Origin of the sequence: Methylocapsa sp. S129 (assembly GCF_009765995.1) — a bacterium.
Taxonomy (GTDB): domain Bacteria; phylum Pseudomonadota; class Alphaproteobacteria; order Rhizobiales; family Beijerinckiaceae; genus Roseiarcus.
In genome coordinates this window covers 93243-118172 of sequence record NZ_LMUI01000011.1, presented here as the reverse complement: position 1 = coordinate 118172, position 24930 = coordinate 93243, and the positions used below count along the sequence as shown (strand labels likewise).

Annotated in this window: 23 protein-coding genes; 14 read left to right on the top strand and 9 right to left on the bottom strand. The window is 61.7% G+C overall.

From position 1 onward, the window contains the following. The 5 genes from GSQ90_RS03025 to GSQ90_RS03005 form a co-directional block, all read left to right on the top strand. On the top strand, positions 1–456 hold a 456-nt coding region (locus GSQ90_RS03025; RefSeq protein WP_158813169.1), incomplete at its 5' end, for a substrate-binding domain-containing protein. A 50-nt stretch (positions 457–506) separates the two neighbouring features. Then, positions 507–3059: an ATP-binding cassette domain-containing protein gene (locus GSQ90_RS03020; protein WP_158813167.1), complete on the top strand. Its 2553-nt coding sequence runs from the start codon at positions 507–509 to the stop codon at positions 3057–3059. Positions 3060–3066: 7 nt separating this feature from the next. After that, positions 3067–4056, top strand: coding sequence for an ABC transporter permease (locus GSQ90_RS03015; RefSeq protein ID WP_158813165.1), 990 nt, complete (start codon positions 3067–3069; stop codon positions 4054–4056). 17 nt (positions 4057–4073) lie between these two features. Further along, positions 4074–4802, top strand: coding sequence for an amidohydrolase family protein (locus tag GSQ90_RS03010; RefSeq protein ID WP_158813163.1), 729 nt, complete (start codon positions 4074–4076; stop codon positions 4800–4802). 17 nt (positions 4803–4819) lie between these two features. Then, positions 4820–5788: a sugar-binding transcriptional regulator gene (locus GSQ90_RS03005; protein WP_158813161.1), complete on the top strand. Its 969-nt coding sequence runs from the start codon at positions 4820–4822 to the stop codon at positions 5786–5788. 92 nt (positions 5789–5880) lie between these two features. Here the strand turns inward: GSQ90_RS03005 and GSQ90_RS03000 are convergent, their stop codons facing one another. From GSQ90_RS03000 to GSQ90_RS02990, 3 genes are all read right to left on the bottom strand, one after another. Further along, entirely contained in the window at positions 5881–6249 is a 369-nt protein-coding gene (locus GSQ90_RS03000) for a DUF4189 domain-containing protein (protein ID WP_158813159.1), read from the bottom strand. Positions 6250–6341: 92 nt separating this feature from the next. Next, positions 6342–7106, bottom strand: coding sequence for a VanW family protein (locus GSQ90_RS02995; protein WP_158813157.1), 765 nt, complete (start codon positions 7104–7106; stop codon positions 6342–6344). Beyond that, positions 7103–7783 (bottom strand): class I SAM-dependent methyltransferase, encoded by a 681-nt coding sequence (locus tag GSQ90_RS02990; protein ID WP_158813155.1) that lies wholly within the window; start codon positions 7781–7783, stop codon positions 7103–7105. Before GSQ90_RS02990 ends, GSQ90_RS02995 begins: the two co-directional genes overlap by 4 nt. 189 nt (positions 7784–7972) lie before the next feature. Between GSQ90_RS02990 and GSQ90_RS02985 the strand changes: the two genes are divergently transcribed. After that, positions 7973–10354, top strand: coding sequence for a glucose/quinate/shikimate family membrane-bound PQQ-dependent dehydrogenase (locus tag GSQ90_RS02985; protein WP_158813153.1), 2382 nt, complete (start codon positions 7973–7975; stop codon positions 10352–10354). Positions 10355–10389: 35 nt separating this feature from the next. Here GSQ90_RS02985 and GSQ90_RS02980 read toward each other — a convergent pair whose 3' ends face one another. Next, on the bottom strand, positions 10390–10794 hold the full coding sequence (locus GSQ90_RS02980) for a MarR family winged helix-turn-helix transcriptional regulator (RefSeq protein WP_158813152.1): 405 nt from the start codon (positions 10792–10794) through the stop codon (positions 10390–10392). Positions 10795–10887: 93 nt separating this feature from the next. On the opposite strand from GSQ90_RS02980, the gene GSQ90_RS02975 reads away from it, so the two are divergent. Beyond that, entirely contained in the window at positions 10888–11667 is a 780-nt protein-coding gene (locus tag GSQ90_RS02975; RefSeq protein ID WP_158813150.1) for an alpha/beta fold hydrolase, read from the top strand. A 215-nt stretch (positions 11668–11882) separates the two neighbouring features. Here the strand turns inward: GSQ90_RS02975 and GSQ90_RS02970 are convergent, their stop codons facing one another. Next, positions 11883–12647: a hypothetical protein gene (locus tag GSQ90_RS02970; RefSeq protein WP_158813148.1), complete on the bottom strand. Its 765-nt coding sequence runs from the start codon at positions 12645–12647 to the stop codon at positions 11883–11885. Between the two features lie 370 nt (positions 12648–13017). On the opposite strand from GSQ90_RS02970, the gene GSQ90_RS02965 reads away from it, so the two are divergent. Further along, complete coding sequence (locus GSQ90_RS02965; RefSeq protein WP_158813146.1) at positions 13018–13461, top strand: acylphosphatase; 444 nt, start codon at positions 13018–13020, stop codon at positions 13459–13461. A 73-nt stretch (positions 13462–13534) separates the two neighbouring features. Here GSQ90_RS02965 and GSQ90_RS02960 read toward each other — a convergent pair whose 3' ends face one another. Continuing rightward, positions 13535–14335 carry a hypothetical protein gene (locus tag GSQ90_RS02960; RefSeq protein WP_158813144.1) on the bottom strand — a complete coding sequence of 267 codons (801 nt, stop codon included), beginning with the start codon at positions 14333–14335 and terminating at the stop codon, positions 13535–13537. A 79-nt stretch (positions 14336–14414) separates the two neighbouring features. Beyond that, positions 14415–15206 carry a hypothetical protein gene (locus GSQ90_RS02955; RefSeq protein WP_158813143.1) on the bottom strand — a complete coding sequence of 264 codons (792 nt, stop codon included), beginning with the start codon at positions 15204–15206 and terminating at the stop codon, positions 14415–14417. 448 nt (positions 15207–15654) lie between these two features. On the opposite strand from GSQ90_RS02955, the gene GSQ90_RS02950 reads away from it, so the two are divergent. From GSQ90_RS02950 to GSQ90_RS02940, 3 genes are all read left to right on the top strand, one after another. Then, positions 15655–16317: a hypothetical protein gene (locus tag GSQ90_RS02950; RefSeq protein WP_158813142.1), complete on the top strand. Its 663-nt coding sequence runs from the start codon at positions 15655–15657 to the stop codon at positions 16315–16317. Positions 16318–16470: 153 nt separating this feature from the next. Next, positions 16471–17715, top strand: a complete 1245-nt coding sequence (locus GSQ90_RS02945; protein WP_158813140.1) for a PLP-dependent aminotransferase family protein — start codon at positions 16471–16473, stop codon at positions 17713–17715. A gap of 232 nt (positions 17716–17947) precedes the next feature. Continuing rightward, positions 17948–20305, top strand: a complete 2358-nt coding sequence (locus GSQ90_RS02940; RefSeq protein ID WP_158813138.1) for a hypothetical protein — start codon at positions 17948–17950, stop codon at positions 20303–20305. 129 nt (positions 20306–20434) lie between these two features. On the opposite strand, the gene GSQ90_RS02935 is transcribed toward GSQ90_RS02940, so the two are convergent. Further along, positions 20435–21490 (bottom strand): tetratricopeptide repeat protein, encoded by a 1056-nt coding sequence (locus tag GSQ90_RS02935; RefSeq protein ID WP_158813136.1) that lies wholly within the window; start codon positions 21488–21490, stop codon positions 20435–20437. 216 nt (positions 21491–21706) lie between these two features. Between GSQ90_RS02935 and GSQ90_RS02930 the strand changes: the two genes are divergently transcribed. Next, complete coding sequence (locus GSQ90_RS02930) at positions 21707–22252, top strand: hypothetical protein (protein WP_158813134.1); 546 nt, start codon at positions 21707–21709, stop codon at positions 22250–22252. A 67-nt stretch (positions 22253–22319) separates the two neighbouring features. Next, positions 22320–23267: a hypothetical protein gene (locus GSQ90_RS02925; RefSeq protein ID WP_158813132.1), complete on the top strand. Its 948-nt coding sequence runs from the start codon at positions 22320–22322 to the stop codon at positions 23265–23267. A gap of 53 nt (positions 23268–23320) precedes the next feature. Here the strand turns inward: GSQ90_RS02925 and GSQ90_RS02920 are convergent, their stop codons facing one another. Then, positions 23321–23644: a hypothetical protein gene (locus GSQ90_RS02920; protein ID WP_158813130.1), complete on the bottom strand. Its 324-nt coding sequence runs from the start codon at positions 23642–23644 to the stop codon at positions 23321–23323. Positions 23645–24015: 371 nt separating this feature from the next. Between GSQ90_RS02920 and GSQ90_RS02915 the strand changes: the two genes are divergently transcribed. After that, the gene (locus GSQ90_RS02915) at positions 24016–24738 is read left to right on the top strand and encodes a TetR/AcrR family transcriptional regulator (RefSeq protein WP_158813129.1); all 723 of its coding nucleotides are present in this window, start codon (positions 24016–24018) and stop codon (positions 24736–24738) included. Positions 24739–24930 lie beyond the last annotated feature (192 nt).

Genomic DNA, 24930 nt, shown 5'->3' with positions numbered 1-24930 from the left:
CAGACTCAAATGGAGGATATTCTCACCGCCAATCCAACGCCGGGCGGCATTGCGGCGGTATGGGGGGCCTATGACCTTCTGACGTCGGGAGCGGTACAAGCCATCCAGCAGGCCGGCCGAAGCGAAATTAAAGTGGCGTCGATCGATGGCGACCGTATTGGCTTTCAGATGCTGCTCTCGTCGGGCAGTCCCTTTGTCGCCACGGTAGCTCAGGACGTCCCGCATATCGGCGAACTGGCGGGCCAGACGATCGAAGCCGCGCTCAGCGGCAAGAAGGACTTTCCGAGCTTCATGTTCACCGACGCCTATGTGGCGACCCACGCGAATGGAGTCGCCGCTGCCGAACGTCGCTGGGGAAATGACGTCTGGAAGCAGATCGACATGGATCCTAAGGAAATTTCCGGCCGCTTCCCACAGACTGAACCTGTCCTGGTTGTTCATCCGACATTGCCCTGACCGGGACGCACTCCGAATTCAGTTCGCCAAAAGGATGGCCAGAAGTTCGCATGGCGAAAACGCAGACCGAACAGAATGTGCGCCAAGCGTTATCGGCAGCGCCATTCGCGCTGGAATGCCGCGGCGTCCGCAAGCTTTTCCCAGGCGTAGCGGCGCTCGAGGGGATCGACCTTGGGGTGCGCCGAGGCGAGATTCATGCGCTCGTGGGACAGAATGGAGCGGGAAAGTCGACGCTCGTCAAAGTCCTGACCGGAGTCTACCAGCCAACGAGCGGCGAAATCCTGATCGAGGGGCGCGGCGCGCAACTCGAAGGTCCCGCCGCCGCGGAAGCCGCGGGCATCGTGATTGTGCATCAGGACCAACAATTGGTCGGCCAATTCGATGTCACCCGCAATATTTTTCTTGGGCGCGAGATCGTGCGCGGCGGTCTCCTCGACTTTGGAAGCATGCGGCGAATCGCGCAAACCTTGCTCGATCGCATGGGCGCACGATTCGCCGTCACCGCCCTCGCGCGCGACCTCAGTGTGGCTCAGCGTGAGCTTGTCGCCATTGCGGCCGCGCTCCTGCGCGAGCCCAAGGTGCTCATCCTCGACGAGCCAACAGCTTCGCTCAGCAACGCCGAGGCCGAGACGATGTTCGACATCGTGCGCAGACTTCGCTCGGCTGGCGTGACGATCATCTATATCTCGCACTATCTCGATGAAGTATTCGATCTCGCCGACCGCATCACAGTGCTCAGAGACGGCCGTCTCGTGTCCACCCACGCGGTGGCTGAGACAACGCGGCAACAAGTCATCGACCAAATGGTCGGACGCTCGCTGAGCCAACTCTTTCCTAAAGAGAATGTTGCGCTGGGCGAGCCCATGCTCGTCGTCAAGGGATTGTCGTACAAGAAAATCGTCGACAATGTCTCACTGACAATACGGGCGGGCGAGATCCTGGGGGTGGCCGGTCTCCTGGGCGCTGGGCGGACTGAACTCGCCATGACGCTCATCGGCGCCCTGCGTCGTTCCGGCGGTTCCGTCAGCTTGGCGGGCCGACCCTCCGCGCCCAGTTCCCCAAGGGCTGCGAAGCGGCAGGGCTTTGCGCTCATTCCGGAAGACCGACGTCACGAAGGGCTCATCACCGATCTTTCGATGCGCGAAAATCTCTCGCTCGCCGCTATCGCGCGCTTTACCCGTTGGGGTCTGCTGCGGCTCGGCGTCGAGCGCGCCGCCGCCAACGATCTTGTCGAGAGGCTCCGCATCATTCCTCCAAACCTGAGCACGCTGACCCGCAATCTTTCGGGAGGCAATCAGCAAAAGGTCGTCATTGGCCGCTGGCTGCTCCGCGACGCGCGCGTTTTCATCTTCGACGAACCGACTACCGGCGTCGACGTCGGTTCGAAGGTCGAGATTTATAAGCAGATGACTGCGGTCGCCCGCGGCGGCGCCGCGGTATTGTTCATTTCCTCCGATTTCGAGGAACTCATCGGCATGTGCGACCGCATCGCCGTCATGCGCAGGGGCGTGGTAACCGCGACGCATGCGGCGAGAGACCTCGACGTTCAAAGTTTGATGAGCCTTGCGACGGCCGCGGACGCCCAGTCCTCGAACCGCGCCTTCAATGTCTCGCAATCCGCGGCGGCCAAGGATCTTGGGGCGCGATCCTCCCTGGGCGCGGTCCTGAGCCGATGGGGTACGATCGCCGGTATGGCGCTGGTCTTCGCGGCAATCGGGGCCATGGCGCCAAACTTCCTCTCGCCAGCGAACTTGCTCGACGTGCTGAAGCAGGGCAGTCTCCTCGCCTTCGTGGCGCTCGGACTCACGGCGGTCCTGGTCGCCGGCGGTTTTGACATGTCCGCCGGCGCGATCAACCAGTTGGCGTCGAATCTCGCCGCGGGCGCTATCGCCAAAGGCGTGGGAACGGCGGCCGCTCTTATTGTTGGCGTGGGGGCAGGGCTCGCAACCGGATTATTCAACGCCGTGCTCGTTCTGCTCTTCCGCATGCCGCCATTCATCGCAACGCTGGGCAGCATGTTCGTCGCGATGGGCCTCACTTTGCTCTTCAATCGCGGGCAGGCCCTGACGCTGTACGATCAGCCCTTCTTCTTCGGCATCGGGCAGGGCGCAGTTGGCTCGATTCCCACCATATCCATTTTGCTTGCCGTCACGCTGTCGGCTCTCCACGTTCTCTTCAAACACACAAGCGCGGGCCTGCGGATGTACGCCGTCGGCGAAAATCTCGCCGCCGCGCAGCTCCGAGGCATAGACCGGCGGCGTGCGGTATTGACGTCGTTTTTGACGGGGGGCGCCGTGCTCGGCCTGTCCGGCGTCGTGCTCGCGTCGTACAGCTATGGCGCGTCTGCGACTGCGGTGGCCTTTGACTTTCTCATTAGCGCGCTCGCCGCCGCTTTCCTGGGCACCAGCCTGTCGCGCACGGGCGAGCTCGACATGGTCGGCACCACGGTCGCCGCGCTATTCCTCGCGTCCCTGTCGAACGGATTGATTCTTCTCGGCGTGTCGAATCTCGCATTGCCCGGCATCCAGGGCGGCGTGCTCATATTGTCTATTTTGATCGGCGTCATCGGCAAACGCGGCATCGGACAGATTACGATCTTCTAGGGGCGACATGCAGGCGACAACCGACCCACATCCGCTACGGCGATGGCTTCCTCTCACCGAATTCCTTCGGGCCTATGGCGCGATCGTCGGCATGGCGGCCGTGCTCCTTCTCGTGGGCGTCATTAATCCGAGCTTTCTATCCTACGGCAATGTCGGAAACGTGCTGAGGCAGAGCACGGTCCTGGTCATCCTCTCCTTCGGCCTAACTATCGTTCTCTTCTTGCGAGGGGTTGATCTCAGCGTTGCGCAGATCGCCGACGTCGCCGCGCTTGCCGCGGCCGCATTGCTGATCCATCACCAGCCCGTCTGGTTGGCGTTTGTAGCGCCGGTCGTTCTTGGCGTCCTGATCGGGAGCCTCAACGGCGTTATGATGGCTTATCTCGGCGTTCCCGCCATCATCGGCTCACTAGGCACGATGTTCATCATTCGAAGCGGGGAAATGATCTACACGAAGGGCAATGAGCCGCAGATCTTGTTCACTTTACCGCGGTCCATTACCGAAAACTTTTTGTTTCTCGGCCAGAAGACAATTGGCTCCATTCCGGCTCTCGTGATCCTGGCGATCGTCGTCTTCTGCCTGGCTTGGGGGCTGAGCGCGCTGACGTCCTTCGGCCGTTATGCAAGAGCGGTCGGGAGCAATGTTCGGGCCTCTTTTTTAGCGGGCGTCGATACGCGTCTGGTGTTCGCCGCGGGCTTCGTCGTCAGTGGGCTCTTTGCCGCGATTGCCGGCGTCGCGATGGCCTCGCGTACGGCGATCGCCGTTCCCAGGGGCGCGGAGCCCTACCTGCTCGACGCTTTTGCAGCGTGCTATCTGGGCACTCTCGCCTCCCGGAACGGAACTCTTTCGATTCCAGGCACGGTCGTGGGGGCTTTATTCGTCTCCTTTTTGAGCAATGGACTGACGATACTCGGCCTTGGCGCGCCGACGCGTTTCGCGCTGAACGGCGTTTTCATTCTACTCGCCATGGCGGTCGGCGCTTTGCGTCGGCCCGCCTAACACTTGGGAAAACTCGGATGTCGCTTGTTATTGATGCTCACAATCATATCGGCGTTCGCGCCAGCGCAAGCCAAAGCGCCGCTGAACTCGTCGCGAAGATGGATCAGGCCGGCGTGGCGAAGGGCGTGATCTTCCCCTTCGTCGAAGGCAACTTCACGAACGACGAGGTGAAAGTCGCCTACGATCAGTTCCCCGATCGGCTCATCCCCTATTGCGCGGTCAACGCATGGGAAGCCGGCGCTGCGGCGGAGGTTCGACGCTGCGTGAAGGACTGGGGGTTCAAAGGCCTGAAGCTGCACCCAACCTTGAATGGCTTCCATCTATGCGACCCGCTCCTTGTCAACCCGCTGTTTGAGGAGGCCGACAGTCTGGGCATTCCAATCATCGTCCACGGGGCGAGCGATCTGCTCAACGCCCCTCCGGAATTTGCCGAAATGGCGCGACGGTTTCCCCGGGTTAAGCTGTTGATGGCGCATATGGGCTTTTTCTGGGGAACCAAGCAGGCCATTGCTTACGCCAAGGAGCTTCCCAATCTTTATCTTGAAACCTCACGCGTTCCGATTCATGAGATAACGACCGCGGTGCGCGAGCTCGGACCGGGGCGCGTGATCTGGGGCACCGACTCGCCGTTCGTGGACTATGAGTGGGAATTCAAGAAAATGCCGCGCTGCACAACCGATCGCGCGGTCTACGAACTCGTCGTCGGGGGCACCATGGCCGAAATCCTTGGACTTTCCGCAGGCTAAGGAGGCCATACGGCGCCATGACTAAAGACGCGCCGAACGGTCTTGATCCGCCCAGCGAACGCAAACTGGATCTCGCGGCCCGCGCCGCCTGGCTTTACTACGTCAAGGGGCGGCGGCAGGATCAAATTGCCGCGGATCTGAACTTGTCTCGCCCTGTCGTGCAGCGACTGATTGCGCTCGCCACCAGCGAGAACCTCATCCGGCTGCAACTGATCCACCCGCTGGCCGAATGCATCGAGCTGGCCGAACGTCTCCGCGAACGATTTGATCTCGTCCATTGCGAGATCGCGCCGAGCCGAGCCGGGGTCGAAGAAGACGTTGCGACGATCGCCGCGACAGCCGCCATCTATCTTGAGAACTTTCTCAGCCAAAAGGCGCCCGTCACTATCGGGGTGGGCAATGGCTCGACCATGCGTGAGATCGTGTCGCGTATCGCGCCCATGGCGCGGCCACAGCACAAATGCGTATCGCTGATGGGGAATCTTACCCGGCAGGGCCGCGCTGCTCCCCACGATGTCGTCATGCGGCTCGCCGAGCGCGTTGGCGCACAATGCTATCCGCTACCCATGCCCGTCGTCACAAACACGGTCGCCGATCGTGAAGTGCTTCAAGCGCAAATCGCCTACAGCTTCTACCTATCGCTCGTCGAGGAGGCGAGCGTTGTCATGATGGGAATTGGCCACATTGGTTGGAAGGCTCCGCTGCACGTCGACGGCTTCATCACGGATGTTGAACTTGCACAGGCCATGGAGGCTGGCGCGGTTGGCGAGGTGCTCGGCCAATGCATTGACGAGACGGGCGTCATGATCGGATCGGGCTATCATAATCGATTGACCTCGTTCCGGCTGCCGATTCCGGCGGTTCGACCGACGGTTATCGTGCAGACCGGCAAGATCAGAGTCCCGGCGATCAAGGCCGCATTGGACGGGCGCATCGCCAACGCCCTCATTACAGACGAGCATACCGCGCATTTGATCCTCGATTGAGCGATTAAGCGCGATCATCGCGCGGGCGTGGAGAATAGGTCAAATCCCGATGCGATCAGTCAAATGGCGCGATTGTCCAATGCGAATGCGCCTCAATCGCACACCCAGCGCTTGACCTCGCATCGCTCGCCGCTCTGATTGATGCATTCGCGGACGGCGATTTCTTCGGCAGCGCCGCGGTCCGATCCTGTGCCCCAGCCTTCGGCGCCGCAGCTCTTGTTGACGTCGGTCGAGAGGGCGGCGCAGGACTTTTGAAACGTCTCGACGATCCGGCATCCTGGGCCGCATTGGCTGAGCGCCGCGTCCTGGGCTTCCTGATCGGTCGCATTGTTGTAGGAATAGCCGTCGACGCCGCAATGGCCGACCGCCAGGGCGCCGGCGGCCCAAGTCGGCGCCGACAAATAAAGGATCGACAGCGCCGCGGCCGCTGTCACAACCAGCCATCTCAGGTTCCGATTCATTGCGTTTCCCCCCAGTAACGCGCGATATCCGACCCATCAAAGCTCATGCGCGCGTCGGGCGCAATGATGTTGCGCGATCCGCCCCGCGGCCGTTACGACGATTCCGGCGCGAGCAGGTATTCGTCCTGGCTGACGCGTTGGAGACTTTGCGCGGCGAAGCGGCGCGAGACGCTGACGAGGCGTCGATGACCGGAGGGATCGTCGCGGCGGTCGATCGCAAGCTCGGCCAGAACAATCGGCGCGGGCGCCAGAATGCGCCCTTCGATCGCATCGTCGGCGACGGTGAAAGCGAAAACGATGGGCTCAGCGAGGACATTGCGCAGGCGCAGGTCCTTGTGACCCCAGACCACCGTCGCGTCGAGGCCGAGCGGCGTGAAGCGCGCATCTTCGGAATAGATGTCGCGCGTATGGGGATGGCGCTCGGCGATCGCCATGCCGGCGCGCAGGCCCATTTCATAGATCAGGCCGCTGATCTGGCACAATCCGCCCCCGACATTGGCTTCGAGCCGATCGGCGCGGATCGACCGGCCGATGTGAAAGCCGTTGGCGGCGCTCGGGCGGCCCAGAATATTCCAGAAAGAGAAGAGCCGGTCCGGCTCCACGATGATTCCATCTAAGCGCGCGGCGGCGAGGCGCAGATTGGCGAGCTTGCCTTGCCAATGCACGCTTTTGCGGATCGGCTGGACGATGCGAAGCGCGACATTGAGATCGCCAGGCGCGCGCCGCGCGTCGGGCCCCAGCATGCGCGACGCGTCGCCCGTCAGCCGATCGCGCCATGCGCGGCGCAGCGCCGCTACGCTGAGGCGCAAGGGTTCGGGCGCGGCGCGGCGCAACAAGCGGCGCGCCGGGCCCATCATCGGCGCGCGTCCCGCACGAAGCGTCCGACGATATAGGAAGCGAGATCGGGCGCCAGCGCGGCAAGATGGCGATCCATCGCGACGATCGGCGCGCGCAAAGCCCGCGGCAGACGATGAATCGGCGCGAGCATGATTCCAACGCAATCGGTCATCCGCAGTCCCACATCGGCGCCGATCGCGGCAAATTCCTCGCGCGTCAGGCTTGTCCCGCCATGCCATCCCGAGGTCGCGCGGCGCAGCAGGCGGCGACGCAAAGCGGAAGCGACATCGGCGATGAAAACGCCGCCCGGGCGCAACACGCGCGCCACTTCGGCGAAGGCCGCCTGGATCGCCGCGCGATCGAGATGCATGAAGACGTGAAAGCTGAACGCGGCGTCGAAACTCTCCGCGCGGAAGGGCAGAGCGGCGATATCGGCGGCGCAAAACCTTCCGCTCGCGTGGCGCGCGGCGGCGGCGCGCAGGCTCTCGACGCTGGCGTCGCAGGCATGACTGGCGCGATCGCTCAGGCGGCCCGTTCCGCAACCCAGATCGAGCACGCGATCGGCGCCGGCGGGCAAAAGGCGGGCGAGCAGCGCGCGCTCCTGCGCATCGAGGAAGCGGCCATAGGAATTGCCAAACCGATCCGCGTCATAGGACGGCGCAAGTCTGTCGTAATAGTCGATTATCCTGCGATCCATCGGAGGCCTACGGGAATAACCGGCGACTTGATCATGCGCGTCCTTGCGGCGCCAGGCATTTCTTGCAATCCTGCCGATGCAAGAGGAACCTTTCCGTAGTTCAGGCGTTTGGCGCGACCAGCCATTTTCGGAAAATGGGAGTTGGCCTCCCGGCGCCGCGCCTGGCGTTTTTGAGCGAGGACAAGGCCGATGCCATCCCCATCACGATCGTCCGCCATCATCACGATAACCGGGCTTGTCTACGCCTTGATCGGTCTTGCCCTGGCGGCCGGCGGCGTCTGGCTCGCGATCCTCGGCGGGTCGCTCTATTATGTCATCGCGGGTCTCGGCGTGCTGATCACCGGCGCTTTGTTGCTGGCGGGCCGGCCTTCCGCTCTGTGGGTCTATGCCGCCGTCCTGATCGGCACGCTGGCCTGGGCGATATGGGAGATCGGCTTTGACTGGTGGCCGCTCGCGGCGCGCGGCGACATCCTGTTCCTGCTTGCGCTGTGGCTGCTGACCCCCTGGATCACACGCAATCTCGCCGCGCCCGCTGGCCGGGCCGCGACTCTGCCGCTATGGGCGGGCGTCGCCGCGAGCGTCGTCGTGCTGGCGATCGGTCTTGGCTCTAATTATCATGAGATCGACGGCGCGATCGCCGCGGCCGGCGCCGCGTCGCCGCCGCAAGACGCGGCCGGTCAACCCGATGACGACTGGCGCAGCTATGGCCGGACGGACTTTGGCCAGCGCTATTCGCCGCTGGCTGAGATCACGCCGGCCAACGCCAAGGATTTGAAAGTCGCCTGGACGTTCCGCACCGGCGATCTGGCGGGCAAGAACGATCCCGTGGAGACGACTTTCGAAGTCACGCCGATCAAGGTGAAGGACACGCTCTACCTCTGCTCGCAGCATCAGCGTCTGTTCGCCCTCGACGCCAAGACGGGCGCGCAGCGCTGGTCTTACGATCCGAAGGTGCAGGACAATCCGACCTTCCAGCATCTGACCTGCCGCGGCGTCTCCTATCATGAGACGCAGCCCGGCGCGCTCGACAACGACGGCGCCCCGGCGCCGACCGATTGCCCGCGCATGATTTTCCTGCCCGTCAATGACGGGCGCATGATAGCGCTCAACGCCGACAACGGCGCGCCATGCGAGAGTTTCGCCAACCACGGCACGCTCGATCTGCAGGAGGGCATGGGCGTCAAGACGCTGGGCTTCTACGAGCCGACTTCGCCCTCGATCGTCAGCGACAAGATCATCGTCATCGGCGGGGCCGTGATCGACAATTATTCGACCGAGGAGCCGTCCGGCGTGATCCGCGGCTTTGACGTCCATACCGGCAAGCTGATCTGGGCCTGGGACTCGGGCGCGGCGGACGAGAATGCGCTGCCGTCGGCGACGCATGCTTTCTATACCAATAACTCGGCCAATTCGTGGATGGCCGCGTCCTTCGATCCTAAGCTCGGCCTCGTCTATCTGCCGATGGGCGTGCAGACGCCCGACATCTGGGGCGGCAATCGCAACGCCGACGCCGAGCGCTATTCGAGCGCTTTGGTGGCGCTCGACATCAACACCGGCAAGCGCGTCTGGTCGTACCAGACCGTGCATCACGATCTGTGGGACATGGACCTGCCGTCGCAGCCGACATTGGTCGACCTGCCGACAGCCGACGGCATCGTCCCGGCCGTCATGCAACCGGCCAAATCAGGCAATCTGTTCGTGCTCGACCGGCGCACCGGCAAGCCGATCGTGCCGGCGCCCGAGCGGCCCGTGCCGCAAGGTGCGGCGCCGGGCGACCATGTGTCGCCGACGCAGCCTTTCTCGGAACTAACGTTCCGTCCCGAGGCGAAGCTTACTGGCGCCGATATGTGGGGCGCGACGATGTTCGATCAGCTCGCCTGCCGCATCCTGTTCCATAAACTGCGCTACGAGGGCACGTTCACGCCGCCCTCCTTGCAGGGCACGCTCGTTTTCCCCGGCAATCTGGGCATGTTCGAATGGGGCGGGATCGCCGTCGATCCGGTGCGGCAGATCGCGATCGCCAATCCGATCGCCATGCCGTTCGTCTCCAAGCTGATCCCGCGCGGTCCCGACAATCCGGAGGCGCCCAATGACGCGCATCCCTCCGGCAGCGAGATCGGCGTGCAGCCGATGTATGGCGCGCCTTATGGCGTCGTGTTGCACCCGTTCACCTCGCCGATCGGCTTGCCGTGCCTGCGCCCGCCCTGGGGCTATATGGCCGGGATCGACCTGAAGACGAAAACGATCGCCTGGATGCACAGGAACGGCACGATCCGCGACAGCGCGCCACTGCCGATCCCGATTCCGATGGGCGTGCCCAGCCTCGGCGGCCCGATGACGACGGCGGGCGGCGTCGCGTTCCTGACTTCGACGAGCGATTATTTCATCCGCGCCTATGACGTGACCAATGGCGCTGAATTGTGGGAGGACCGCCTGCCGGCGGGCGGCCAGTCGACGCCGATGACCTATGCGGTCGACGGCAAGCAATATGTCGTCACCGCCGCCGGCGGCCATGGCTCGTTCGGCACCAAGACGGGCGACTATGTGATCGCGTATTCGCTGGGCAAGTAGGGCGGGGCGCAAGGCGGCCCCGACCTTCGCGCCTGTTACAAAAGACGGTCGAGAAGCTTTTGAAGGCGCCGCCGGTCTTCTTCGCTGAGCGGCGCGAAGGATCGCGTGAGCTCTTCCTCGGTCGCCGCATCGCCGCGTCTGAGCAGTTCGGCGCCCTTGGTTTTCAGGCAATAACCGATGACGCGTCCCTTGCCCGGTTCGCGTTCGACCAGGCCTTTGGCGGCGAGGCGCGTCGCGAGGGCGCCGAAGGACTGATCGGTCTGGAACGTCAGTTCGGCGAGATCGTGCGAGGATGCGCCGGGGTTCTGTTCGATGGCGCGCAATGCGTCCCATTGGGCGAGCGACGCGCCGATGGCGACGAGACGCGTCTCCAGCGCGCGGTGATGTTTGTATTGCAGTTGCTTGATCGCGCGGCCGAGGGCTTGCACAGAGATTGACATCGATATAAGTATCCTTATATAAATTAACTTATATTAAGCCATGCAGGGGCGTCAACATCGGCGTCGCCGCCAAGCCCGTCGCAGGAGAGCCCAATGCCGCAGGACCATTCCCATATCGAGACCTTTGATTCCGGCCTGACATTCGTCGTCGACGATCGCGGCGAAGGCCGGCCCATCCTACTGTTGCATGGCGGGGGCGGTCCCGCTTCCGTCGCAGCCTTCGCCAACACATTGGCGCAAGAGGCGCGCGTGCTCGCGCCGACCCATCCGGGTTTTGCAGAGACCGCGCGGCCGGAATGGTTCGGCACGGTGGAGAATATCGCAAGCGCCTATCTCGCGCTGCTCGATCGACATGGACTTCGCGACGTGCTGGTCGTCGGGTCCTCGATGGGCGGCTGGATCGCCGCGGAAATGGCGGCGCAGGATTCGTCGCGTCTGGCCGGTCTCGTTCTCGTCGACGCCGTCGGCATCGAGGTTCCCGGGGAGACGATCCTCGATGTTTTTTCCGTGCCGCGCAGCGAATTGTCATCATACAGCTATCATAACGCCGACGCTTTCCGCATGGATCCCACGAAGTTCACGCCGGAACAGGCCGCCCTGACGGCTTCGAACTTCGCCGCGCTCGCGGTCTATAGCGGCGCGGGAAAGATGTCCGATCCGGCGCTGCGCGGCCGGCTGAAGGCCGTCCAGAAACCGGTGCTGGTCGTGTGGGGCGAAAGCGATCGCGTCGTCACGCCAGCCTACGGCCGCGCTTTCGCGGCGGCCTTCCCGAACGGTCAGTTCGATCTGATCCGGGAATGCGGACACCTTCCGCAGATCGAGCAGCCCGCGCGGCTTTTGGCGACGATCGATGCGTTCCGAGGTCGATTGTGAGCCGGCGCGGGAGACGGCTTCCATCGTGATTGATATCTGATGCGCGCGTAGGCGCCGATTAACTGGAGTGCCTCCCAAAAGTGAGACACGTCTAACTGAGTGACAGGGCGGTTTCTGCTTCTGGTTGGCGGTTGCGAGACCGGCTGAGATCAGCTTCGAACTCAACGGCGTTTTTGTAGCCGAGCGCGGAGCGGAGGCATTCGGAGTTGTCGCAACTACATCAGAGGTTCGCTGCATTTCGACATCAGACCCGGAGCTTGGTTCACGTCCGGCTCTCCGGGTGGTCGCGGCTCCCCCGGCGGGTCCACTCTGATCTCTTCCTCGACGGTACCGTCAAGAAGCTTGGTGGCGCCCAGATATGAAAATGCAAACGAATCTGTGCCGACATACAATCTGTACGGCCGATAATAAACCTCCCGCGCTGGCGTGATCGTTCCAACGCATGCGTCAGACGTCGGGCGAGACTTCTCTACCGGCCTGATCTCCTCCCTATAACACAACACTCCATGCGCTGGAGGTTTGGTAATATTGAACTGGAGCTGTTCAGTGATTCTGCTGCAGTCGGCGCTCTGCCGAACCGGCGCAATCACCTTAATGTATTCCTTGTTTGGCCAATTGGCTCGTATCGTGACCCTCTGCGGCATCGTCTGAGTAATTTCAAGGTGCGTATGCGGCGAGTTGTACACGAAGACGTGCGGCTCTGATTGCGCGAGCGTCGAGGCGAGCAGGCGCACGAATGTTACTGTTCTCATCTGAAAATCTATTTGACGATTTCCGGCGACGAAAACGTAACATCCACGATATATGGCGGCAAGGAGCACACTACCGTCATGGAAGACGACGACCGCGACTTCTCCGATCTCGATCAAGGACGACCGCGAATGCGGTCGCCGCCAGAGGCGGTGCGCCTCGCGCAACTCGAACGCTGGCTTGAAAAACGCCCTCAGCGCGGGCAATGCTGCCCCGATCCAGACCTCCATCTGGAGAATTTCGGATGAGGGGCGCGGGCATGCGCGGCCGCGCACAAAATCGACGTGTCAAGATCGCCAATCCCGCCTGCAAGGCGGCGGGCCCGTAGGAAGCGTGGGAGAATGATCGAATCGACCCAAGCGCGCGCTTGGGAGCGCCGCCGTCCCCGCCGCAGCGGGCGAGGCGCCCGCGATCCCAATAGCGCGTTTATTTTCCGACGACGCGTTGGAGCGCGCCGCCTCGCGTTGGAAACGCGAGATCGGGTATTCCCGCCTGAGAAGAGCAACTATCGGGACAAACCCCGCGTTCACTACCGTGCGACTTGCGTTACAATGACGTTGACGGCGTCCGGGTTCGCGACGTTCGGCAGGAGGCAGGATGATGGCCGAGAAAGAAGCTGTTGAGGCGACCGTCACCGGAAACGACCAGCACGTGGGCTTCCGGGCCTTGGTGATGAAACAGGCCATCGAGTTCAACCTCGCGGGATCGGCGAGGAACGACGCAAACCAAATTGTCCACTTTACCTTGCAAGGCGACAAACATCGGAGCGATTCGGCGCTCGCGACCATTCAAGGAGGGACCAAGAGATCGTCTGACATCAGAATCGCGACGGCGCCCGCAGCCATCGACCCCGTTCTGAACGGGTTTACAATCGCGGATTGGACCTCGTCGAGCCGAAACATCACGAACAAGTATAATCTTGTCTTCGCGCTGAGGGCCGACGATACGGCGATTTCACCAAAAGACGCCAAAGCGGTATGGCGTCAGATTCTCGAGAAAACCCTCGACGCCGACGATCGCAAGAAGCTGCGGCCCGACGACTAAGTCGTCAACAGTGTGCTGGGGACATGAGCTCCGCCCCCGCAATTTCCGAACCTCGCGCGATTGCGTGATCGAATCAATCGACGTAGGAGCCGCCAGGCACCAACCTTGGATCGATCTTTGACATCGAAATTGCAGCTTCCATGACAATGAAGGCCGCTTTTTGCGCAGGAATTATTCCCTTCGACGCCTCGATTAACCTTTGTGCAGCTATCGCAAGTTTCAGGGACCAGTGAAGTGGGTCGTCCCCAGCGGTAATGAAAATCGTTTTGATGCGAGGCCAATGTCGCAACGACTGTTTTGGCGATTCTTGCAGTACTTCGTTATCGGGCCATGTCGGCGTGCCAAAAGCGGCTGTTCCCATGGTCTTGACAATGTTTGCTGCGATTGGATTGATATCGAACATCGGCCCTTCTTCCGCCTTCACCAATGCCCCCGCGACTATCCGCCAGATAGATAGCTGCCCTTCTTTTAGCGACGCCAAGATCAAATTTAGAAAGTCGCCGAGATAATATTGCTCGCCGTTGACCTTGATTGGAATAAATATTTGCGAAGAGCTCATCTTGCCGGTTTTCACAACGCTCTCCCAAATCGCCTGTTGGGCAGCGAATCCGGCGAGCGCTCCCACTGCGCTCAGTATGGTCTCCGCTTGAACGCCGCGTTCTTCGCGATGCGCATCAATTAGAAGGTTGATTATGCGCTGCTGCGACTCAGCGGACTCGTTTTTTGTTCCATCCCCGCTTTGAATCAAATTCAATCCAATGAATCTTGAATTTGGCAAGTCCGGCCGACGCTCAATGGGCGGCCACGCAGAAGGCGCGGGTTCATCTCCGCCGACGCGGCCGAAAGGATTGCCTACTCGCTTGCCAAACGCCATCCGGCCTTGCCTTCTCGATTTAGGAGCCTCGCGGGAGACGACGTCTCGACGCAAGGGTATCTGATTTGGGCCGAACATTTTAGAAACTTGCTGGTAGGCCGGCTTCGCCAACAAGCTTTGGATCGAGCTTCGATCCGTAGAGGGATGTTTCAAAGGCCAGCACAATAGAAACGCTGGGCTCTAAAACATCCTTTACTTCGGCAATGAATTGCCCCGTCACGTACGCCGCGATCAAAGGCCACGCGTGCCTCCAACTGGAAGCAGAATAGTTGCGATCTCCGAGCGGGATGCTCGTGAGCGCTCGACAACAGTGCGGCCAAATGGATGCAAACAGCTTTTCCGGATGGAGGAGCGGCTGATGCTCCGGACCCACGCAGAACTGGCTGTTTTGCTGGCTGATCATTCGCGCGACGTAACGATAGCTCTCATCGACCGCCGGAATGCTATCTGATGGCAGCCCTGCGGCCAAAGCGCCTCCCCGGGACCATCCAAACGCCGTCTTGAGCATTTCGTTGAGAGGATCCCCAAACAAATATCGAGGGCCGTCTCGATAAGGTTGAACGATGAGTAGCTTACCGTTCGGGGCCGACCCATTGAGCGCTCTGACCTGCAAGAGCAGCGCGCTCTGCGCTGCAAAGCCGGCTACAAGTCCGCTGGCGCAGATGAGCGTTTCCGCGTGGAGCCTACGATCCACAGCGACGGCGGCGCGCATGGTGTGCATAAGATTTCCCAAGCCGATATCGTAGGCGGGAGAATCGGGTTGATTGGACCAGGGGAACCTCGCATTCTGCTGGCCTCCGCGACCACCACCCTCACCATTCCCCATCGCCGGACTTGGGGGGATGCGTCGTTTGCCGAATGGTTCCACCATCGCACCCTCCACACTCGGCGCGCCTCGCCCACCTGGATGTTATAAGCTTTCCGATATGTAGATTTCGTTTAGCGGGGCGATCTCTGCCGCAGAACTCCTGCGCAGTCGCGACGTGCTGGATGAAATGTTAATCTAGGAGGTTCGATTTGATCGGCAGCGCGAAGGGACTGCGTTATCGGGCAATGAACTCCAAGATAACTTGTGCGACCCAACGAGCAATCACCACGATTTCCAGGTCACAATTTGATTGTCGTCCGGGGGCGAGCATTGTGGGGGTGCGCGAGTCGGGCGGCACTAAACTCGAACGCATGAGCGGGTGCAGGCCGACGGACTTGACGTCCGTTTTACGGCCGAAAGCTTTGGACGCCCTTCGACCCGCAGCCGACCTCTCAGCCAAAACCGAGCGCCTGCTAACGTGGCGTTAGCCTGCTTTATTCAAGATGGGGGGATGAGCATCGATGATCAGCCCCGCGCCGTTTTCGGTCGACGCGGACGCGAAATCCGCGCCCCGGCTGCGCCATCTAAACGTACGGCGAGACCGGCGCGCGCTATGGGCCCTATCGTGGGCCTGTTTGGTTTGACGAGTCTTTTGGCGGCCGTCATCGGTGTTATCTTCTGGACACTTCCAGATATCGAGAAGCTCAATGCAGAGACCGCGCGGGCCGAGCAGAGAGTGGTCGCAATCGTCAACCAGCCGATTACGCATCTGCCCCGCATGGGGCCGGTGGGGTTGTTTTCACCAGGCTGGTTTCACCCGGACGCCACAAAGCCGGACTTCAACAATGTTGATATCCGCGCCTCACAAGAATTCCCGTATGACCGCTATAGCCATGTCACATCCGACGTGAACCCTTCCGAAATGTTCATCGGAAGCGAACTCGAATTCAACGCGATGACTAAATATTTCTATACCGACCGGACGTTGCCCAAAAAACGGTTGTCCGATGCCGAAATGGTCGAGATCAACGGTCTTTATCGCGTTATCGGTCAAGATGAAGAGGCGTTACCCAAGCGATGGTTGACGATTGGCGGGCTGGTTACGGTTGGTTTTTGTCTGGGATACGCGTTGCTTCTGCTCACCCGTCGAACCCTTCGACTCCCGACGAGTTGATCCACAACGCTCGCTGGGTCGCTCGCGGGTTACGGCGTGTCGCTGCGGCGCATGTTGCTTTCTGAAGCTGAGGCGCCGCCCTTTCATACGTCGCCTTGCATTTAAGTCAACAATACTGTCCTATTGCGTCCTATCCGCACCTTGGGCGCCGACATGACATCTCTTGCAAAAGATTCTCCCGCGACCGATTCCTGGGAGCCGGCCTACGCCCGTCGGGCGGAGCGGATGAAGGCGTCGGAAATCCGCGAATTGCTGAAGCTGCTCGACCAGCCCGGCATCATTTCCTTCGCCGGCGGCATTCCCGACCCGCGCCTGTTTCCCGCCGAAGCGGCGGCTGAGGCCTGTGCCGCGGCGCTCGCCACGCCGGCCTCCGCCGGCGCGGCGCTGCAATATTCGGTCAGCGAAGGCTATGGGCCGCTCGTCGCCTGGATCGCCCGCGAGATGACGCGGCTCGGCTCGCCCGCCGCGCCCGAAAACATTGTGATGACCGCCGGCTCGCAGCAGGCGCTCGATTTTCTCGGCAAATTGCTGATCAGTCCGGGCGACACCGCGCTGGTCACCGCGCCCGCCTATCTCGGCGCGCTGCAGGCGTTCTCGGCCTATGAGCCGCGCTACGACACGATCCGCCCCGAACATGGCAACCGCACGCCGCAATCCTATGCGGACGCGGCCAAAGCCGCCGCGCCGAGCGGCCAGGTCAAACTCGCCTATGTCGTGCCCGATTTCGACAATCCGACGGGCGAGACCTTGTCGCTGGAGGCGCGGCATCATCTTCTGCGCCTCGCGCGCGAACTCGACGCGCCGATCCTGGAGGATTCCGCCTATCAGGCGCTGCGGTTCGAGGGCGCGTCCCTGCCGACCTTGCAGGCGCTCGACATCGCGCAGCAGGGCTCGCTCGACGCCTCGCGCGTCATCTATCTCGGCACGTTTTCAAAGACCATCGCGCCGGGCCTGCGCGTCGGCTGGATCTGCGCCTCGCGCGCGATCATCCGCCGGCTGGTGCTGATCAAGCAGGCGAGCGATCTCAATCTTTCGGTGATCAACCAGATGGTGATGCATCGCCTCGCTGCGACGCGCTACGAGGCCTTGGTCGAGACGGCGCGGGATCATTACCGCATCAAGCGCGACGCCATCCTCGGCGCGCTGGAGGCGCATATGCCCAAATCGGTGCGCTGGACGAAGCCGCAAGGCGGCCTGTTCGTCTGGGCGACGCTGCCCGAGGGGATCGATGGCGCGCTATTGCTGAAACGCGCGGTGGCGGAGGCGAAAGTCGCCTTCGTGCCGGGCGGCGCGTTCTTTCACGACGGCGGCGGCGACAATACGATCCGCCTGTCCTATTCGCTGCCGACGGCCACGGAGATCGGCGAGGGGATACGACGGTTGGCGTCGCTGTTGTAGGGGCGGGGGCGGGTGGGGAGAAACGAAGATGCGTCACCCACTGCCGAATGAGCGTATGCCGTATAATCGAAGCGCCGACTTTTTGAATGGATGCTCATTTTTGAACATTCACGGTTCAAACCAGATGCTTCCGAGTTTCATCGACATTTTGATAGGTTCAATCGGCGTCGGGCCGTCATATCGATTGGGCCTTGCGCACTAGCCCGGGGGGGACGGTATGCGGCGAAGCGCGTTGTTCCGAAATGTTTACGCTCCAACTCTCAGAGGCGTCGTCGACGCGCTGCTCGTTGCGATCGTCTGGTGTTTTTGTGCGAGTGCGGACATTTCTGCGGCCGCAACAGCAACGGAGCCGCAAATCGAGTGGCAGGTTTATAACCGCTTTCGTTTCTATCAGGAGCCGCAAGCGTTCAGGCGCTATCTTTACGCCGCCGCCGCCGAGGCCAAGAAGGAAGACTTGGCGTTCGACAAAGACACGGACAATTGTCGGTCCAAGAGCAATTGGATTTTATGTTCGGAGCGGGCGTTACAGCAAGATTTCGAAGACGCTCATGCGAAAGGCCCCCTAGGCTGGGCTTCGGACAATCTGGGTAAGAATGATCTTTGCTGGGATCGCGAGCATTTCGAATTCGTGAAGAACGATGTTTGCGGAGACAATTTTGCCGTCCCGAACACGCATCGCATCCTGTTGCGGGCGCCAGGCTTGGCGGCGGCGCAGTGTTCCTGGCATATTGAGACGTTTGGCGACATACCGGCAAATTACGCCAAGCTGGCGAACGAAAACGGGTTTACGGGCGGGCTTCACAACGCGACGACGTGCGACTGTCCCATCAAGCTCGACGAAGACGCCGCTTGCGCGCAGGCGGAAATCCCTTACTCGGCCGACGAAACAAAACCAACGGGCGCGAATATCTCTGTCATTGTGACGCTTCCGGGCCAACCTCCGGCAACGTCAAAACCGCTTCCGGTGATCGTCAAGGACTATCTGGTTGTGGGAATGGGGGATTCTTTCGGCGCCGGGGTCGGCAACCCAGATCGGCCCGCGAGGATCGGCAGGTTCGACAGCCTTGCTTATGGCTCGGTCAATTCCAAGCAGCTTCCTGTTCGCTTGGATGCCGCGAAGAGCGGAACAACTTCATCGCAAGCCTTCGTCGCCGCCGCCCCGCAATGGTTGGATGTGCGATGCTTTCGATCTCAATATGGGCCTGAATTCAAAACCGCATTGCATCTAGCGATCACGTCTCCGCATGCCTCGGTCACCTATCTGGATTTTGCGTGCAACGGCGCGCGGATATTGGAAGGACTGATGGCGGCCAAGGCGCTCCACAAGTCCGACGGCTTTGCGTACGACGGTCAGGTTCCGCCTCAGATTTCCGCTGTCGCCGATCTTGTCTGCTCGAGCTCCGACAGTGCATTCAATCAAAAGATCTTGCTCACCGCCAAACCAAATTCGGCGGCATGCAAGGCGGCCGATACGATTTGCGAATATAACAATGCAATTTATAGAGATTATAATTTTTCATCCATTGCGCTTAAGGGTTGTTCTGCGAATAGTCCGCACGTGAGAAGGCCAATCGATTACGTCTTGCTGAGCATTGGCGGCAACGATATCGGATTTGCGCCGATGGTCGCCGACGTGGTTCTGACGACGGACGAAGTCGGAATTATCCCTGGAAGTCTGGCGGATTACTTAAGTTCCAGAGGCGATCTTGAGACAGGCGACATCGGCCTTAAGAGGCTCGGCTATCTCAGAAGCAAATACGAAAAGCTTCGGGACGCCTTTTCAAAATTGCTGCCGATCCGCGACAATGACCAGTCCCGAATCTTTGTCGCCTCCTATCCGATGCCGATCGCAGCCGGCGCGGGACTGGATGGCCTGTGCGACGCCACCGAACAGAACCGCCAAAACGCGGACGCCTCGATGGATGTCCATACAGCGCTGGGCGGTTTTCTTGGTCTCCATGGACCGAAGCCCCAGCTTCGATCGGTCCTGGTCGCAGCCTGTAGTTTGAACCGGTGGCGGTTTTCATGGTTTGCGCCTCCCTCAGACGACGAGTCGAAAGCGGCGGAGCAATGGTTCAAGGACGGCCCGTGCAAAAGCAGCGGGGACGTCGACGTCTCGACGCGCATTCCCTGGACCTATGTCTCAGGCTTTTCCGAGAGCTATTGGCCGCACGGATTTTGCGCGGGGCAATCTGCGCCCGCGCCAAGCGACGCTGATTGTACGCCCAGCGTCGCGGGCGAACCCAAGGCGGCCGAGCGCCTGAATATTCCAACACACGATCCGGGGGAGGCGCCAAACTGCGCGGCTACGCCCTATGATTTGAGCGACCTGCGTCCCTATCATTCCCGTCGACGATGGGTGCGAACGATGAACGACGCTTTCCTCGTCACAAATTGGCACGGCTCTGGCGCAATCGGCACATTCGAGAATGCGGTGCTGGCCGAGAGTACAGGCGCTTTGCACGCGACGGCGGAAGGCTATGCCGCGATCGCTGATTCAATGTTCCACAGCCTGCTCAGCCATCTTTGCGCAAACAAGGGCGCCGCAGAGATTGAGGCTGTCGACGGCCTATCGACATGTACAAAATGATCCGCCCGCATTCGAAGCATGGCGGCGATTATTACTTGCTCTGATAGCGGCATTTGAGTCGGCTAAAACAGCAGCTTCGGGCCGACTGGCCTCATACGTTCCTGAGGCGACACACCGTCGAACCGCGCCTCATCGCTTGCGCAGGGCTTGGGCGTCAGCGAGATTCTCGGCTGCCATCGCGTCTTGCGGATTGATGCGCAACGCCGCCTGATAGTCGGCGATCGCCCGGATCAGGTCGCCCTTGCGGCGATAGGCCGTGCCGCGGTTGTTGTAGGCGTCGGCGTAGGCCGGGTTGAGCTTGATCGCGCGGTCATAGTCGGCGATCGCGGGCTCGAGCGCGCCCTTGGCCTGATAGGCGTCGCCGCGATGGGTGAAAAAATCGGCCCGCGCGGAAATCCGAATCGCCTCGTTGTAGTCGATGATGGCGCGGTCGAAATCGCCCTCCGCGGCGTAGGACAGGCCGCGATTGTCGTAATATGCGGGCTCCGACGGATTGAGCTTGATCGCCTCGCTCACGTCGGCGATCGCCTCATTGTTGCGGCCAAGCTTGCCGTAGGCGGCGCCGCGATTGGAGTAGGCGCGATCGCTGCGGGAATCGAGCTTGATCGCCTCGGAATAGTCATCAATCGCGCGCTGGTAATCCTGCTTGAAATAATAGGCGGCGCCGCGATCCCTGAACGCCAGGCTCAGTTTCGGATCGAGCCGCAGCGCTTGGTCATAGTCCTGGATCGCGCGATCGTATTTGCTTTTGCCGACGAACGCGTCGCCGCGGGTGTCGAAGGCCTTCGCGTCCTTCGGATCGAGCCGCACCGCCTCGCTCGCGTCGGCGAGCGCGCGGTCGAGCGCTCCGGTCGAGCGCCAGGCGTTGGAGCGCTCGCGAAAGGCGCGAGCGTTGTTCGGATCGAGCGCGATGGCGCGATCGAGATCGGCCAAGGCCCGCTTCGTGTGGCCGGCGTACCAGGCGGCCCGGCCGCGATCCACGAGCGCCTCCGCGACCTGCTTGGGCGCGTTCCCCGCCGCCTTGATCATGGCGTCGCATGCCGCGATGCGCTGCTCCGGCGAGAAGGCGCTGTCGTCGTCCGCGGCGCAGACCGTCGCGTTGGCGTCGCCCTGGGCGCTGGCCGGCGACGCGGCGAGGGCGGCGAGCAGACAAAGGGCGGCGCAAGACGGCAGGAATCGGCGCATGGCAGTCGATCTCGTTGATGGCCAGTTTGTCTTACGGGACGATCCCGCAATGAGGAAAGTGGGGCGGTGTTCCAGGCGGTGAGGGTGGGGCGTCAGGGCGCCTCGGCGCTCGATGGGGCAACCGCTTGAAGTCGCGGCGGCTGTTGACGCGGCCTCTCACCGAGTTCCAAAGTCAGACCGTAACGCGACAAGGCCGTCGCAGCGCCGGGGGAGCCCATGCGCCGACTTTTGACAATCGTCTTGATCGCCTTGAGCCTGTTCGGCTCTGACGCGGCTTTCGCGCAAGGCGCGCCGGCCGAGGTTGTCGCCAATATCTACCGCGAGGCGGTTCGTTTTGAGAAGGCTAAGCCGGGATTGGGCATCTTTTTCGACGCTCCATTCCGACGCCGGTATTTCACCGCTTCCTTCCGCGCCGTCGCCCAGACGATCGACGCGCGGCAAGAGGCCGCCAAGGATCCCACCAACCTCATTATCGCCGATGGCGATCCGATCATGGCGTTAGACGGCGCCCGCAATGGCGATCTGGCGGCCAGAGCTTTCACGGGCCGGGGCCTGGTCATTAAAACGGAGCGCGAAGACGCGACGCGCGCGCGCGTCATCGCTCGCTTGGGCGAAGGGCGGGTCTCCGTGATCTACGCGATGGTGAAGGAGGCGGGCCAATGGCGCGTCGACGACATCGCCGTCGGCGACGATAGGCCCAAGGCTTGGTCCGTGCGCGGCGCGCTCGCCGATGATCTCGCGGCGGGCGCGAAAAAACAGTGAGCGCCGGGAATTTGCCGACGCCGGGCGGCGGTATCAGGCGCCTTCAACGCCAGCGGGAGACAGGACTATGTTCGCAATGCAGGCGCGGCGCCGGCCCGGTCGGGTGAAGACGCTCGTTCTCGCCGCGCTGCTGCTGGCGCCGACCGGCGCCCGCGCCGCGTCGCCGGAGGACGATTATGTCGCCGCGCGGGACCGCTATATCGCGGAGCTCAAGGCGCTCGAAGCCCCGGAAGATTCGGCGGCGCACGAATCCTTGAAGGAAAAGGATGCCAAGGATCTCGAGCGGCGGCTAAACGCCATGATCGGCTCTTTTGCGCTCACCGGCTTTCCCGCCGAAGGCAAACTCAACCCCGACCTGTATGAGACAGATGCGCCCCTCGGCAATCTCGATGGTCTCGCCTATTACTTTGACGACAAAGCGTATGTCGGCGACGCTAGCCGCCTCCTCATCACCACCGATGGCCTGCTCGACAAATGGCTCCTCCACCATCCTCGTCGGGAGTCGGACCGCGATCTGCCGCGCTCCGCCGTCGCCGCGGTGCGGTCCGATGCGTTCTACAGCCAGGCCCTGAGCAAGATAGCGCCCGCCGTCGCGCGCTACGCGATCATCCCGATCCTTGCCCCGCCCGGCGCGAAATTCGCGACGGCGATGCTGGCGACCACCGACGTCGGGCCCGAAATTCCCGACACGCCGGATCGGCTGTTTGTCGCCCTCGAAAAAGGGGGGCGCGTCTTCATTGTCAGCGCGCGCCCCGCGACCCCGATCAAGGGGATCGCCGCCTGCGACGCGCTGCTGGGGACCTACGACAAAAAAGCAGACGCCGCCGAGAAGGCGACCGCTAGGACCAACGACCCGAAATCGCAGGACAAGCTTGGCAAGCTCGCGGATAAATTCCGCAGCCAGGGCCAGGCCGCCTTCCTCACCTGTTTCAACGACAAGATGAAGACCACGCCTGAATTCGAGGCTGCGACGAAACAGGCCGCGGCGATTGTCGAGGCGTTGGCAAGGAACTGAGCGGGCCGCCGGGCGTCACCGTAATGCCTAGCCCGCAGCCGCGTCGCGCTGGTTCACTTGCCGCTCCACTGCCAAAGCGTATCGCAATTCAAAATCGGCCTGTCGAACCGGACGCCAAACGCGGCAAACTCGGCTCCAAGATCGATCATCGGTTGAAAAGTCGCCATTTGCTGCGCATCGGCGACGCTCTCCCAAACACTGACATTGTGCATGGCGTTGTTGGTGCGGTCGACGCCGACATAGAAGGCGATATTTCCGTTCATCGCGCGTATTCCGCTTTCGACCCGCCCTCTCATTTCATTCAACTTCTCCTCGACGAGGGCGGCTATATCGGGGTCAAATTTGCCTAGGGATATGCGAATGACCGGGGCCTTCATGGTTTGATCCCTTCACGCTCGGCGTTTTCAATTGGAGACAGGCTTCTCGGCTTGGCCCACGGCAAAATACCCTCCGGACTCCGTGCGCGAAAGCGGGAAATGAGATTTTCTCAAAAGACCGCGATGTGAATCGGCGCGGGGTTTGACTCCCTTTTGGAGGACGCCCCGGCGCCCGGTCGCGTCAATCCCTCGCCTTCGGCAACCCGCTTCGCGGGCTTCGGGGATTGACCCGCCCTGTGCGCCGTGGCGTTCTGGAAGCGTCGGGACGAAGGGCGTCCCAACCGCTTCTCACGGTTGCATGCAAGGTTTGGATAGGGCACGACGCCGCAGTCTGATCCCATCGCGATGGGAGGTCGGCGGCGAAGGACGAGGTGACCAACAAAATGCCATACGACGATCTGAAGGCGTTCCGGATCAGAAAATCTCCCAAGGGCGGCCGCAAGCCGCCGCCTGGCCTGGATATCGAGGCGAAAATCCTCGACGCGGCCGAGTTCGTCTTCGGCCATTTCGGCTTTCGCGGGGCCACGACGGCGCTGATCGCCAAGAAAGCCGCGATCGCCAAGCCGCATATCTACTACTATTTCGAGGACAAGGAGGACCTCTACAGGGCCATTCTCGAGCGCGCCATGCACATGTGGGCGCGAGAACTAGAGGCGCTTGACACCGCCGGCGACATCCAGACCATCTTGATCCGTTACATCCACAAAAAGGTCGACTTCTCGCGCGACCATCCGGACCTGTCCCGCCTCTACGCTAACGAAATCATCAGCGGCGCCGCTTTTATCGGCGGCTTCATCGAGAAGGTTTCGACGCCGCTCCTGCGGGACAAGGTTGCGACCGTCGAGGCATGGGCGTCGAGCGGCGCCATCCGGCCCATCAGCGCCGTCGATCTTTTCTTCTGCATCTGGGCCATGACGCAGGCCTATGCCGATTTTATGAGCCAGATGACCATTATGAAGCACAAGCGAGCCTTGCAGGACGCCGACTACGAGACCGCGAAGGCCACGATCGTCCAGCTTGTTCTTGGGGGACTCGGCCTCGCAGAGACGCCCGCTCCGCAACCCCGCGCAGCCCGAAAGCCGCGGCGGACATAGCGCGCTACGGCCAAACGGCGCACGGTTTGGTCAAGAATTTTTACCGATCGTTATAAATCTGGCACGCGAATTGCGAAAGCAGGTCTGCTTCGCATGGTGCGCGGCGCCGGACCACAGACTGCAGCGGCCCGGTCAAATCGTTCGACGGCGCGATTGCATCCGCCATGGTCATCGCAGCCGGCGACCTAAAAT

What these genes read in the sequence shown, in the direction of transcription:
- GSQ90_RS03000 (WP_158813159.1), bottom strand. Translation starts at nt 6,249, where the DNA reads ATGAATCGGAACCTGAGATGGCTGGTTGTGACAGCGGCCGCGGCGCTG.
- GSQ90_RS02985 (WP_158813153.1), top strand. Translation starts at nt 7,973, where the DNA reads ATGCCATCCCCATCACGATCGTCCGCCATCATCACGATAACCGGGCTT.
- GSQ90_RS02930 (WP_158813134.1), top strand. Translation starts at nt 21,707, where the DNA reads ATGCGCCGACTTTTGACAATCGTCTTGATCGCCTTGAGCCTGTTCGGC.
- GSQ90_RS03005 (WP_158813161.1), top strand. Translation starts at nt 4,820, where the DNA reads ATGACTAAAGACGCGCCGAACGGTCTTGATCCGCCCAGCGAACGCAAA.
- GSQ90_RS02925 (WP_158813132.1), top strand. Translation starts at nt 22,320, where the DNA reads ATGTTCGCAATGCAGGCGCGGCGCCGGCCCGGTCGGGTGAAGACGCTC.
- GSQ90_RS02980 (WP_158813152.1), bottom strand. Translation starts at nt 10,794, where the DNA reads ATGTCAATCTCTGTGCAAGCCCTCGGCCGCGCGATCAAGCAACTGCAA.
- GSQ90_RS03020 (WP_158813167.1), top strand. Translation starts at nt 507, where the DNA reads ATGGCGAAAACGCAGACCGAACAGAATGTGCGCCAAGCGTTATCGGCA.
- GSQ90_RS02945 (WP_158813140.1), top strand. Translation starts at nt 16,471, where the DNA reads ATGACATCTCTTGCAAAAGATTCTCCCGCGACCGATTCCTGGGAGCCG.
- GSQ90_RS03010 (WP_158813163.1), top strand. Translation starts at nt 4,074, where the DNA reads ATGTCGCTTGTTATTGATGCTCACAATCATATCGGCGTTCGCGCCAGC.
- GSQ90_RS02935 (WP_158813136.1), bottom strand. Translation starts at nt 21,490, where the DNA reads ATGCGCCGATTCCTGCCGTCTTGCGCCGCCCTTTGTCTGCTCGCCGCC.
- GSQ90_RS03015 (WP_158813165.1), top strand. Translation starts at nt 3,067, where the DNA reads ATGCAGGCGACAACCGACCCACATCCGCTACGGCGATGGCTTCCTCTC.
- GSQ90_RS02960 (WP_158813144.1), bottom strand. Translation starts at nt 14,335, where the DNA reads ATGGCGTTTGGCAAGCGAGTAGGCAATCCTTTCGGCCGCGTCGGCGGA.
- GSQ90_RS02950 (WP_158813142.1), top strand. Translation starts at nt 15,655, where the DNA reads ATGAGCATCGATGATCAGCCCCGCGCCGTTTTCGGTCGACGCGGACGC.
- GSQ90_RS02970 (WP_158813148.1), bottom strand. Translation starts at nt 12,647, where the DNA reads ATGGAGGTCTGGATCGGGGCAGCATTGCCCGCGCTGAGGGCGTTTTTC.
- GSQ90_RS02955 (WP_158813143.1), bottom strand. Translation starts at nt 15,206, where the DNA reads ATGGTGGAACCATTCGGCAAACGACGCATCCCCCCAAGTCCGGCGATG.
- GSQ90_RS02995 (WP_158813157.1), bottom strand. Translation starts at nt 7,106, where the DNA reads ATGATGGGCCCGGCGCGCCGCTTGTTGCGCCGCGCCGCGCCCGAACCC.
- GSQ90_RS02920 (WP_158813130.1), bottom strand. Translation starts at nt 23,644, where the DNA reads ATGAAGGCCCCGGTCATTCGCATATCCCTAGGCAAATTTGACCCCGAT.
- GSQ90_RS02990 (WP_158813155.1), bottom strand. Translation starts at nt 7,783, where the DNA reads ATGGATCGCAGGATAATCGACTATTACGACAGACTTGCGCCGTCCTAT.
- GSQ90_RS02975 (WP_158813150.1), top strand. Translation starts at nt 10,888, where the DNA reads ATGCCGCAGGACCATTCCCATATCGAGACCTTTGATTCCGGCCTGACA.
- GSQ90_RS02965 (WP_158813146.1), top strand. Translation starts at nt 13,018, where the DNA reads ATGGCCGAGAAAGAAGCTGTTGAGGCGACCGTCACCGGAAACGACCAG.